This is a genomic window from Stenotrophomonas sp. STEN023 (genome assembly GCF_056760135.1).
The window spans coordinates 1-12,340 of sequence record NZ_JBRREF010000119.1 but is presented as its reverse complement, the minus strand read 5'-3'; the positions used below and the strand labels follow the sequence as shown (position 1 = coordinate 12,340).

Below are 12,340 nucleotides of genomic sequence, written 5' to 3'. Positions count from 1 at the left end.
GCCGTCGTAGCAGAAATCGCCTGACTGCCTGCAATCTGTTGAACCATCAGCTTCGCGGCTGACGCCGCTCCCACAAATGCCGCGACTGGATCGATAAGGCCCCTGCCGAGCATGGCTCGGCACTGCCCTTACTGACGGCGGACGGACTGCACTACCTGCAGGCGGCGCAGGCGACGCATTACCTCGGCCAGGTGGTTGCGGTCGCGGACCTGGATGTTGAAACACAACACCGCTGCGTTGAAGTCGCGGTCCAGGTAGTCCACGCGCTCGATGTTGGAATGGCTATGGGCAATCGCGGCGGCCAGCTGTGCCAGCACACCGGTGCCGTTCTCCACCTCGACCACCAACGCGGTGTCGTAGTCGCCAACCACGCTGGTATCCCAGCCAATCGGCACCCAGCGATCTGGCGTCTTGCGCAGTTCGGCCAGGTTCGGGCAATCCAGTCGGTGCACGACGATACCCTTGCCGGCGGTGTGGTAACCCATGATGTCGTCGCCGGGAATCGGCTGACAACAGTTGGCGAAGCTGACCACGCCACGCTCGCTGCCGTTGATCAGGATCTTCTCCTGGGCACGGTGCGAAACGCCGCTGGCACGCAGCTCGGCATACGACATCAAGGCTTGTGCAGCCTGGGTTGGCATCCAGTTGCCCAGCGCCACATCGGCCAGGAAGGCCTCCAGGCGCGGGTAGCGGTGCTCGTTGAGGAAAGCATCCAGCCGACCCTTTGGCAGGCGCTCGATCGAGCTGTCCATCGCTTCCAGCGCACGGTCGAGCATGCTGTGGCCGAGCTGCACGGCGTCCTCGTGCTCCAGCTGCTTGAGCTGGTGGCGGATCGCGGTACGCGCCTTGCTGCTGACCACGAACTCCAGCCACTGCGGCTTGGGCGAGGCCGAGCGCGCAGTGATGATCTCCACCGTCTGCCCGCTGACCAGGCGCGTGCGCAGCGGTACCAGTTTCTTGTCCACGCGCGAGGCCACCGCGCGGTTGCCCACGTCGGTGTGCACGGCATAGGCGAAATCCAGCGCGGTGGAATTGCGCGGCAGCGCCAGGATCTTGCCCTTGGGCGTGAACAGGTAGACCTCGTCCGGGAACAGATCGACCTTGACGTTGTCCAGGAACTCCAGCGAGGAACCGGCGGTGCGCTGCGAATCGATCAGCTCGACGATCCAGGCATGCGCCCTGCTCTGCGCGCTGTTGGGGCCATCGCCACCGAATTTGTAGGTCCAGTGCGCGGCCACACCGCGCTCGGCGATCAGGTCCATTTCCTCGGTGCGGATCTGCACTTCGATCGGCGAGCCGTAGGGCCCGAACAGCACCGTGTGCAGCGACTGGTAACCGTTGGCCTTGGGAATGGCGATGAAATCACGGAAGCGCCCGTCCAGCGGCTTGAACGCGGCATGCACGCCGCCCAGTGCGTGGTAGCAGTTGGGCACGTTGCGCATCACCAGGCGGAAGCCGAACACATCCATGACCTGGTCGAAGCTTTTGTTCTCCTCGCGCATCTTGGTGTAGATGCTCCAGGGCGTCTTGATGCGGCTGATCAGGCGGTGTTCCAGCCCTTCGCGCGCCAGGCGCTGCGACAGCTGTACTTCCACCTGCGCCATCGACTCACGACGCACCACCGGCTGGCTGCGGATGTGTTTTTCGATGATGGCGTGGCGCCACGGGTACAGCGCGCGGAAGCCTAGGTTCTGCAGCTCGGACTTGATCAGGTTCATGCCCAGGCGCTGGGCGATGGGCGCGTAGATATCCAGCGTTTCGGTGGCGATGCGGCGCCGCGCCTCGGCACTCTGCGCACCCAGGGTGCGCATGTTGTGCAGGCGGTCGGCCAGCTTGATCATGATCACGCGCAGGTCGCGTGACATCGCCAGCAGCATCTTGCGGAAGCTCTCCGCCGCCGCTTCCTGGCGGTCGCGGAACTTGAGCTTGTCCAGCTTGGTGACGCCCTCGACCAGATCGGCCACGGCCTGGCCGAACTCGGCGGCCAGTTCTTCGCCGGTGAGCGGGGTGTCTTCGATGGTGTCGTGCAGGATCGCCGCGATCAGGGTTTCAACATCCAGACCGAGCTCGGCCAGGATGCGCGCCACCGCCACCGGGTGGGTGATATAGGGTTCGCCGGATTTGCGGGTCTGGCCGGCGTGCGCGGCCGCCCCGACCTCCCAGGCACGACGCAGCAGCGGCAGCTGCTCGGTGGGGAGGTAGCTGGCTGCGCGTTCGAGTTGCAGTACGTAATCAGGTACCACCCCGCCCGCGGGCGTGGCTACCTGGGCGGAAGGGCCTGGGTTCATGGCAGAAGACTATGCCAGCAGGCGTTCCACGGCAATTCCTGCAACGCAAACAGCCCGCTTTTGGCGGGCTGTTTGCAGACAACATCAATCGATGCCAGAGAGGCGATCAATCGTCGTTCTTGGACATGTCTTCGTCGGCGACCACTTCAGCGGCTGCCCATTCCAGTGCTTCACGCTCGATGCGCTCGCGCTCGGACTTCTCGACTTCCTCGATCAGCTCGTTGTCGATGCGACGGGCAGCGATTTCGCGCAGCGCCAACACGGTCGGCTTGTCCTCGCTCTCGCTGTTGTCGATCGTCGCCTGGACACCATTGGCCAGCTGACGGGCGCGCTTGGACGCCATCATGACCAGCTCAAAACGGTTGTTAACGACTTCCAGGCAATCTTCTACGGTAATGCGGGCCATGCGGGCTCCCGGCGACCTGCAACGGCCGCTCGATCGAATGAGGGAAAGGGGACGGATTGTAGGGGAAGACCAGTCCTGAAATCAAGTCAAGGCCTGAACAGCCCCTTGTGGATCAATCACTTGCTCAGTTTTCAGGGGCCAGCAACGAGGCGATCAGCTCGCCATGGCGTCGCTGCTGGGGTTCGCAGCGCAGTCGGCTGGCGGCGAAGATCGAGCACATTTCACCAACGGCGGTATCGAAATCCTCGTTGATGATGACGTAGTCGAACTCGTCGTAATGCAGCATTTCCTCACGCGCGGCGGCCAGGCGCTGGGCCATCACCGCCTCGCTGTCCTGGCCACGCTTGCGCATGCGCTCGTCCAGCGCCTGCCGCGACGGCGGCAGGATGAAGACGCTGACCGCGCCCGGCACCTTCTCGCGCACCTGGCGCGCGCCCTGCCAGTCGATCTCCAGCAGCACATCCTTGCCGGCCGCCAGCTGCGGCTCCACCGACTGCCGGGCTGTACCCTTCCAGTCGCCATGCACCAGCGCGTGTTCGAAGAAATCGCCGGCGGCGATCATCTGTTCGAACTCTGCGGCCGGGACGAAGTGATAGTGCTTGCCGTTGACTTCGCCCGGGCGCATGGCCCGCGAAGTAAAGGAGATCGACAGCGAAATGTGCGGGTCACGCGCCAGAGTGGCGTTGACGATGCTGCTTTTGCCGGCCCCGGACGGGGCAGCGACGATATAGAGGGTGCCACGCATGCGGTGGGCCAACGTCGGAATGGCCCGGCATTGTACCGGCGTGGGCCGGTCTGTGCAGGATCGGGGGTTGATGGCCCCAGGAGTCCGGTAGGAGAGGCTCCACCTGTAGTGGGGGGGGGGGGGGGGGGGCGTGGCCAGCTTTGCTGGGGAAGCGCCTGCCGAGAAGGGCTCGGCACTACCCCTTACTCGATGTTCTGGACCTGCTCGCGGATCTGGTCGATCAGCACTTTCAGCTCGACGGCGGCGTTGGAGGTGCGTGCATCGACCGACTTGGAACCCAGGGTGTTGGCTTCGCGATTGAACTCCTGCAGCAGGAAGTCCAGGCGGCGGCCGACCGGCTCGCGCTGGCGCAGCACGCGACGGATCTCCGCGATATGGCTGTCCAGACGGTCCAGCTCTTCGTCCACGTCGAGCTTCTGCAGCCACATCACCAGCTCCTGCTCTGCCCGGCCCGGGTCAACCGGGTGCGGCAGGTCGGCCAGGCGCGCGGCCAGTTTGACCCGCTGCCCCTCGCGGATGGCCGGGATCAGTTCGCGCACTTCGCCGGCAATGCGTTCGACTGAATCGACGCGCTCGCTGATGGCAGCGGCCAGCTTGTCGCCTTCGCGCTCACGCGCCTGTACGAAGCTGGTGACGGTCTCTTCCAGCAAGGCCAGCGCTTCGGCATGCAGGGCGGCACTGTCGGTGGCCTCGGCACGCAGCACGCCGGGGTGCTGCAGCAGATCGGTGAAACCCACCTGCATCCCGGGGAAGCGGCTGTGCAGGCGTTGGGCCAATTCAGCCAGCTGCTCTACCAGTACTTCGTTGACTGCCAGCGAAGTGGCGGCTTCCGGTGCGCGCAGGCGCATCACCAGATCCAGCTTGCCGCGGCTGACCCGGGCAGCAATGCGCTCGCGCAGCTGCGGCTCCAGCGCACGCAGGTCCTCGGGCAGACGCACGCCCACTTCCAGGAACCGGTGGTTCACCGAGCGCAGCTCGCAGCCCAGGGTGCCCCACGCGGTAATGCGTTCGCCGCCGGCATAGGCGGTCATGCTCCGAATCATGTGCTTTCCGATGTGTTTCAAAGGGCGAATGGTACCCTAGCCACCTCTGGACGCTGGTGCATCCACCACCCAGACGCCCGCCAGTTCACCTCGTACTAACCGGATTCCCCATGACCTTCTCCCGTCCCAGCGGCCGCCAGGCCGACCAGATGCGCACCGTCACCATCGAGCGTTCCTTCACCCGCCATGCCGAAGGCTCGGTGCTGGTGAGCTTTGGCGACACCCGCGTGCTGTGCACCGCCAGCGTCGAGAACCGGGTCCCCGGCTTCCTGCGCGGCAAGGGCGAAGGCTGGGTCACCGCTGAATACGGCATGCTGCCGCGCTCCACCCACACCCGCTCCGACCGTGAAGCCGCGCGCGGCAAACAGGGCGGTCGCACCCTGGAAATCCAGCGCCTGATCGGCCGCACCCTGCGCGCCTGCATCGACCGCAATGCACTGGGCGAACGCACCATCACCCTGGACTGCGACGTGCTGCAGGCCGATGGCGGCACCCGCACCGCTGCCATCACCGGTGCTTACGTCGCCCTGGTGGACGCCGTGAACCTGCTGATGAAGCGTGGCGAGATCAAGCGCAACCCGTTGTTCGGCGCGGTGGCCGCGGTCTCGGTCGGCGTCTACAAGGGCCAGCCGGTGCTGGACCTGGATTACCCCGAGGACAGCGACTGCGATACCGACATGAATATCGTCATGAATGACGGTGGCGGCTTCATCGAGCTGCAGGGCACAGCCGAAGGCCATGCCTTCCGCCGCGATGAACTGGACGCGCTGCTGGTGCTGGCCGAAAAGGGCATCCGCGAGCTGTTCGACGCCCAGCAGGCGGCGTTGGCGCAGGTATGAGGCGGCGCCTCGCCCTGGTCACCCTCGTCGTCGCCGACTACGACGAAGCCATCGCCTGGTACACCGGCAAGCTCGGCTTCCAGCTGCTGGAGGACCTGGACCAGGGCCGCAAGCGCTGGGTCGTGGTCGGCCCGACCGATGGCAGCGCCGCCGCGCTGCTGTTGGCGCGCGCCAGCGATGAAGAACAACGTAGCCGCATCGGCAATCAAACCGGTGGCCGCGTTGGCTTCTTCCTCAACACCGATGATTTCTGGCGCGACCACGCGGCAATGACCGCGCAGGGCGTGGAATTCCTCGAAGCACCGCGCAAGGAAACTTATGCAACGGTCGCGGTGTTCCGCGACCTGTACGGCAACACCTGGGACTTGTTGGAGCCCAAGCAATGAAACTGGTATTGGCCAGCGGCAACGCCGGCAAGTTGAAAGAACTGCAGGCCATGTTGGCCAACCTGCCGCTGCAGATCGTGCCGCAGCGCGAACTGGGCGTGGACGATGTGCCGGAAACCGGCCTGACCTTCGTCGAGAACGCGTTGATCAAGGCCCGCCATGCCTGCACGGTGACCGGCCTGCCAGCGCTGGCCGACGACTCCGGCCTGATCGTCGATGCACTGGACGGCGCACCCGGTCTGTACAGCGCGCGCTACGCCGGCAGCCCCACCGACGATGCCGCCAACAACGCCAAGCTGCTTGATGCGCTGCGCGATGTCCCGGCCGAACGCCGTACGGCGCGCTTCTACGCAGTGATCGTACTGCTGCGCCATGCCAATGATCCGCAACCGCTGATCTGCGAAGGCAGCTGGGAAGGCCGCATCATCGACGAGCTGCGCGGCAACAATGGATTCGGCTACAACCCGGTGTTCCTGGATGAAGAACTCGGCCTGACCGCGGCGCAGATGGAACCGGCACAGAAGAACGGCCGCAGCCACCGCGCCAAGGCGCTGCAGTTGCTGGTCCAGCAGTTGTCCGCGCAACTGGCACGCTGAGATATCGCGCTGATGAACACGCATTCGCACCTCCACACCCACGATGCCGCCTGCGGCTGCGACGTAGCGGCTGATGTACAGCTGGTGCCACCGCCGCTGGCGCTGTATGTGCACCTGCCGTGGTGCGTGCGCAAATGCCCGTACTGCGATTTCAACTCGCATGCCGGCAAGGGCGAGTTGCCGTTCGATGCCTATATCGATGCGCTGATCCGCGACCTGGACCAGGATCTGCCGCTGGTCTGGGGGCGGGTGGTCAGCAGCGTGTTTTTCGGTGGCGGTACCCCCAGCCTGTTCCCGCCGGAGGCCATCGACCGTTTCCTGCAGGCAGCCAGCGCACGGCTGCGTTTCGCGCCAAACCTGGAAGTGACCCTGGAAACCAATCCGGGCACGGCCGAGCACGGCCGCTTCGACCGCTATCGCGCCGCTGGCGTGAACCGCATCAGCTTCGGCATCCAGACCTTCAACGATGAGGCGCTCAAGCGCCTGGGCCGCATCCACGACAGCAACGAGGCCGAGCGCGCGGTCAAGCTGGCGCAGGACGCCGGCTACAAGAACTTCAACATCGACCTGATGTACGCGCTGCCACAGCAGACGCTGGCCCAGGCCGAGCACGATCTTGAGCGCGCCTTCGCACTCGACCCCACCCATATCTCGCACTACCAGCTGACGCTGGAGCCGAATACGGTGTTCTTCGCCCGGCCGCCGCAGGGTATTCCCGACGAAGACAGCGCCTGGGACATCCAGGAACACTGCCAGGCCCTGCTGGCCGAGCGCGGCTATGGCCAGTACGAGGTCAGTGCCTATGCCCGCGACGGTTGGCAGTGCCAGCACAACCTCAACTACTGGCGCTTTGGCGACTACCTGGGCATCGGCGCCGGCGCCCACGGCAAGATCAGCTCCGGCGCCGAGCAGCACGTGCTGCGCCGCTGGAAGCACAAGCACCCGCAGACCTTCATGGACACCGCCGGCAGCCTGGCCAGCATCGGCGGCGATGATGTGATCAGCCCCGAGCGGTTGCCGTTCGAATACATGCTCAACCTGCTACGCCTGCACGAAGGCTTCAGCCTGCGCGACTTCGAGTCCCGCACCGGTTTGGCACGAAGCGTGCTTCTACCTTCCCTGGCAATGGCGGTTGAACGTGGCTGGCTGATCTGCAGCGGAGACTATTGGACCCCTACCGAACTTGGCCGCCGCTTCACCAATGACGTGGTGGAACTGTTTTTGGCCTGAAACACACTGAAAGTGGCCGTTACGTCGCATAAATGGTAGAAAACGCCCATTCGGGGGAAGGAATACAGGATGTCAGGCACTGCACCACGCTCATCCAGCCAAGCCATGGCACGGATTGCCGCCACGCCGGCTCCTGCCCGCGTACGTCACTTGTTGGAAAGTATCTTTCTGGCCACCGATGAAGTCCTGCGCACGCCGCTGCAGCTGACTGCCATCGAGCTGGAACGCGCCTTGTTCAAGCGCGCGGAAATGGCCCACAACAGCCAGGTCCAGTCCGACATCTACAGCCAGCTGCGGGTGCTACGCGAGCGCGCCGAACAGCTCCCTGACTTCTTTTTTGAGGCATTGGCCGCGCAGGTGGCGAGCTTCAAGGATCCGCCCAGGCCTGACCAGGAAGCACACGCGGCAACCTTCAAGTCGATGACGCTGGTGGAAGACACCGACATCGACCGCGACATCCTGCTGCACGAAATGGCGCGTCGCGAAGCGTTCCGCGCCCCCAGCCCACTGTTGCTGCTGGGGCAGCGCTTTGCGGTACTGGCGGCGCAGCCCGCGTTTGATCCCGAGCGTCTGCCGGTCGGCCCGTACGCGCAATGCCGGGCGCTGCGCGAGACCGGCGAACAGATGCAGCTCAGCCTTGATGCCCAGCTGGTGCTGTACCAGGTCTTCGAGCGCATGGTAATGACGCGCCATGCCGAACTGGTAGACCGCCTGAACATCCTGCTGGAGCGTGAGGGCGTACTTCCCGGGCTGGTCTATCGCCCACATCTGCCCCGCCCTTCCGCCCCGCGTGGCGCGGGCGCTGTCAGCGGCCAAGCCGATGCCGGTGGAACTCGCAGCGCAGGCTCGGCTCCCTTGACCAGTTGGCAAGGGCAAGCCCCGGCCGCCTCCTGGGCCAGCATTTCCAATGAACTGCAGGCAGGTCCGGCAACCGCAGCCGCCGTACCCGGCGCCGCCTCGGTGCAGAGCACCAGCAATGCAGCCGCCATGCCGCCGATGGAAAGCCTGCATAGCCTGCTTGATGCCGCGCGTCACGCTCTTACGATGAGCGCAGGTAGCAACAGTGGCGGTGCGCCTTCAGGTCGCGCCACCGGCACGACGGCTGGCACGGCCGCAATGCCCGATTTCTCCGCCCAGCAGGCACAGGCACCACACGGCGCCACCGGCACACCACCCTTCGCTGCCGCGGCTGCCAATAACGCGAACGTTCCAGCCGAGCCTGTTTCCACCCAGGTCGCGATGGAGGTGCTCGGCAAACTGCAGGCTGCAGCCTCGTCATCCGGCAGCCGTCACGGCATGGCGGACATCCGCAATGCACTGATTGCCCAGGTCAAGGCCGAACACGGCCCCGCCGCGACGCTGTCAGTGCAGGACGGCGACACCATGGACCTGCTCGGCATGCTCTATTCGGAGCTGCAGCGCGAGGTGCGCAGCGAGGGCCCAGCTGCGGATCTGCTACGCCGCCTGCAGGTGCCGCTGGCCCGCGCTGCGATCAGCGACCAGGAGTTCTTCCTGCGCGACCAGCACCCGGCGCGCGAACTGCTCAATGCGGTGGCCGAGTCCGGGGCGGTCTGGCTCAGCGACGAAGACAGCGATCCGGTACTGCTGCTGAAGCTCAAGGATGCCGTCAACAAGGTCGTCAACGACTACCAGGGCGACGAAGCCGTCTTTGCTGAAGCCAACGACATCATCCAAGGCCACCTGCGTGCGGCTGCCCGTCGCGCAGAGATGGCCGAACGCCGGCAGGTGGATGCTGCCCGCGGCAAGGAGCGTCTGGAAGCCGCCAAACAGCTGGCCAATACCAGCATCGATGATCTCTGCCAGAGCGCTGAGCCGCCCAAGTTCGTGCAGACCCTGCTGCGCAAGGCATGGGCCGACGTGCTCACCCTCACCCTGCTGCGCCAGGGCGAAGGCTCGGAGGAGTGGCAGCAGCGTGAGCATGCCACCCGCCGCATCGGTGAGATCACCAGCATGCCGCCCGGCAGCCCTGCCGATGTCGGTTTCGGCGAGGAAATCGAGCAATCACTGCTGCAGGTGGGCTACCACCAGGACGAAGCCGCGGCGATCTCACGCCGGCTGTCCACGCCTGGCGGTGAAGACGACATCATTTCGCGCACCGAGCTGGCCGCCAAACTCAAGACTCGCACCCGTCTTGGCGAGTCTGGCGAGCCCGACGAAGAGGACCGCCGCAAGAAAGTCGAAGCCCCCCGCAGCGAAGAGGAGGAGGCGCATTACCGCCAGCTGCGTACCTTGCCGTTCGGCACCTGGTTCGAGTTCACCGTCAACCAGCAGGGCGACAACCGGCGCCAACGCCTGTCCTGGTACAGCCTGATCACCGGCAACGCCCTGTTCGTGAACCAGCGCGGACAGAAGGTATCGGAGCATTCACTCGACGCGATGTCGCGGTTGATGGCCAAGGGCCAGCTGCGCATCGTCACCGAGGACAAGGGCCGCCTGATCGACCGCGCCTGGCAGGCCACCGTGCGCGCGCTGCGCTCGATCGCCGGCCATGCCTCCAACGCAGGGGAGTCCGCATGATCACCAATACCCGCCGCGCACCGCGCCTGCAGGTACCGGAGCTGGTGCCGGTGCGCGACCAGATGACCGGCTCCCAGATCGGCAGGCTCGGCAACATATCCGAAACCGGCATGCTGCTGATCACTTCCGTGCCAATGCACGACGACGCCTTGTACCAGTTGCAGTTCCCGATCCCCGATGGCCGTGGCGGTCATCTGCAGATAGACGTCGGCGTGCATCTGTTGTGGAGCGAGCCGACACATGCGCCCGAGCAGTCATGGGCCGGATTCCGCTTCCTGACGCTGGACAAGACCCACCGCGAACGCCTTGTGCAGTGGATAGAAGGCAGCCTCCCCGCAGCCTGAGTGCCGAAAACGGCACAGCAGCAGCGGACTGATTGCGGCAGAATTGGGGCCTGCATTCCGCATGTCCCAGCGAGCCACCGCGATGAACCAGCAAGATCCAGGCAGCCTGTACGCCCACCACCTTGGCGAAATGATCCGCCGCGCCGACGCGGCGCTGGCGCGTGGTGGTTTCGATCACCTGGTGGTTCCCAGCGGCACCCAGCATTACCAGGTGTTCGACGACCGCGACTATCCGTACGCGGTCAACCCGCAGTTCAAGACCTGGCTGCCGTTGACCAAGCTGCCGTACAGCTGGCTGATCCACACCCCGGGCAAGCGCCCGACGCTGGTGTTCTACCAGCCCTTCGATTACTGGCACGTGGTACCGGGCGCGCCGAGCGGCTGGTGGGTGGAACATTTCGACATCCACATCATCCGCAAGCCGGAAGACGCCCTGGCCCTGCTGCCGGCCGACCCGAGCCGCTGCGCCATCCTCGGCGAGCCGCAGAGCGCGCTGGGCGGCTTTGCGCCGAACAATCCGGCAGCGGTGATCAATTACCTGGAATGGCATCGCGGCTACAAGACGCCGTACGAGATCGCGCTGATGCGCCAGGCGCAGGTACTGGGTGTACGCGGCCACCGCGCCGCCGAGGCCGCGTTCCGCGCCGGTGCCAGCGAGTTCGAGATCCACATGGCGTATTGCAGCGCCGTCGGCCAGGACGCCAATGAGCTGCCTTACGGCAATATCATCGGCCTCAACGAACACGCCGCCGTGCTGCATTACACCGACCTGGGCAAACAGGCACCGCAGCCACTGCGCAGCTTCCTGATCGATGCCGGCGCTTCGGCCTACGGTTACGCCAGCGACATCACCCGCACCTACGCAGCGGCCGGCCACGATGAATTTCAATCCTTCATTGACGCGGTCGATGCCGCGCAGCTGAAGATGTGCGCGGCAGTACGTGCTGGCTTTGATTACAAGCAGCTGCACATCGATGCACACCTGTCGCTGATGGGTATCCTCAAGGATTTTGGCGTGATCACGGTTTCGCCGGAAGCTGCCCTGGCGACGGGCGTAAGCGCGGCATTCTTCCCGCACGGCATTGGCCATCTGATCGGCGCGCAGGTACACGACGTGGCCGGATTCGCCGCCAGCGAAGACGGCGGCCGCGTCGAGCGCCCGGCCGGCCATCCCTACCTGCGCATGACCCGCGTACTGGAACCGGGCATGGTGGTGACCATCGAGCCGGGCCTGTACTTCATCGACATGTTGTTGGATGAGGTGAAGAAGGCAGGCAACGCAGCCAGCATCAACTGGGATCGCGTGGACTTCTTCCGTCCCTATGGTGGCGTCCGCATCGAGGACGAGGTGCTGTGCACCGACGGCGAAGCGGACAACCTGACCCGTCCGGAATTTGCTGCGCAGGCGTGATGCAAGAGCGACATCAGTCGCCCTGTGATTGAACCCCGGGCGCGCAATGCGCCCGGGATGAGTAATACAGCGGATGCACCAGCATCTGCTTTCGCACAAACCCTCCGCCTCCGATCAAAAGAAGCACAGTCAATCGAGCTTTGGCTTTGGCTGCTGCTTTGGCTGTTGCTTTGGCTGTTGCTTTGGCTGTTGCTGTTTCCCCTCCCTTACGCGCAGCGTAGGGGAGGGTCAGGGAGGGGTGCCGTTGCTTTGCACTTGCACTTGCACTTGCACTTGCTGTTGCTGTTGCTGTTGCTCTGCGCCTTTGACGTACGGGCCCCTTCCGCAGCGACGGAGCTGGCAGACAAGACCCCGCACGGGGCGACGTGCATGGATGCACGTCGTTTTTCGACGATACAGGGATGTATCGTCGAAAAATCCTGCCAGCGGAGTGGACCTGGAGCGCGCAGCGCGGAAGGCGCGTAGGCAGGGTGTGCTTTCTTTTGGTTATCTTTTCTTTGCACAAGCAAAGAAA

General features: G+C 64.8%; 11 protein-coding genes. 7 read left to right on the top strand and 4 right to left on the bottom strand.

Translation table 11 applies throughout. The features are described from left to right. Positions 1–128 precede the first annotated feature (128 nt). The 4 genes from ACVOLV_RS20890 to ACVOLV_RS20875 form a co-directional block, all read right to left on the bottom strand. A complete protein-coding gene (locus ACVOLV_RS20890; RefSeq protein WP_481556036.1) occupies positions 129–2,288 on the bottom strand; it encodes a RelA/SpoT family protein in 2,160 nt (719 codons plus the stop codon). Between the two features lie 106 nt (positions 2,289–2,394). Beyond that, entirely contained in the window at positions 2,395–2,694 is a 300-nt protein-coding gene (gene rpoZ / locus ACVOLV_RS20885) for a DNA-directed RNA polymerase subunit omega (RefSeq protein WP_282271463.1), read from the bottom strand. 124 nt (positions 2,695–2,818) lie between these two features. Beyond that, entirely contained in the window at positions 2,819–3,439 is a 621-nt protein-coding gene (gene gmk / locus ACVOLV_RS20880) for a guanylate kinase (protein WP_296250265.1), read from the bottom strand. A 182-nt stretch (positions 3,440–3,621) separates the two neighbouring features. Beyond that, on the bottom strand, positions 3,622–4,482 hold the full coding sequence (locus ACVOLV_RS20875; protein WP_481556035.1) for a YicC/YloC family endoribonuclease: 861 nt from the start codon (positions 4,480–4,482) through the stop codon (positions 3,622–3,624). 110 nt (positions 4,483–4,592) lie between these two features. On the opposite strand from ACVOLV_RS20875, the gene rph reads away from it, so the two are divergent. The 7 genes from rph to pepQ all read left to right on the top strand — a co-directional run bounded on the left by rph (position 4,593) and on the right by pepQ (position 11,826). After that, on the top strand, positions 4,593–5,321 hold the full coding sequence (rph, locus tag ACVOLV_RS20870; protein ID WP_481556034.1) for a ribonuclease PH: 729 nt from the start codon (positions 4,593–4,595) through the stop codon (positions 5,319–5,321). Further along, entirely contained in the window at positions 5,318–5,707 is a 390-nt protein-coding gene (locus tag ACVOLV_RS20865; RefSeq protein WP_481556033.1) for a VOC family protein, read from the top strand. The genes rph and ACVOLV_RS20865 overlap by 4 nt, the downstream gene beginning before the upstream one ends. Continuing rightward, positions 5,704–6,303, top strand: a complete 600-nt coding sequence (gene rdgB, locus ACVOLV_RS20860) for an RdgB/HAM1 family non-canonical purine NTP pyrophosphatase (RefSeq protein ID WP_481556032.1) — start codon at positions 5,704–5,706, stop codon at positions 6,301–6,303. Before ACVOLV_RS20865 ends, rdgB begins: the two co-directional genes overlap by 4 nt. Positions 6,304–6,315: 12 nt before the next feature. Next, positions 6,316–7,533, top strand: coding sequence for a radical SAM family heme chaperone HemW (gene hemW / locus ACVOLV_RS20855; RefSeq protein WP_481556031.1), 1,218 nt, complete (start codon positions 6,316–6,318; stop codon positions 7,531–7,533). Between the two features lie 69 nt (positions 7,534–7,602). Further along, positions 7,603–10,071, top strand: coding sequence for a DUF1631 domain-containing protein (locus tag ACVOLV_RS20850; protein ID WP_481556030.1), 2,469 nt, complete (start codon positions 7,603–7,605; stop codon positions 10,069–10,071). Further along, a complete protein-coding gene (locus ACVOLV_RS20845; RefSeq protein ID WP_481556029.1) occupies positions 10,068–10,415 on the top strand; it encodes a PilZ domain-containing protein in 348 nt (115 codons plus the stop codon). The genes ACVOLV_RS20850 and ACVOLV_RS20845 overlap by 4 nt, the downstream gene beginning before the upstream one ends. An 82-nt stretch (positions 10,416–10,497) precedes the next feature. Continuing rightward, complete coding sequence (pepQ, locus tag ACVOLV_RS20840; protein WP_481556037.1) at positions 10,498–11,826, top strand: Xaa-Pro dipeptidase; 1,329 nt, start codon at positions 10,498–10,500, stop codon at positions 11,824–11,826. Positions 11,827–12,340 lie beyond the last annotated feature (514 nt).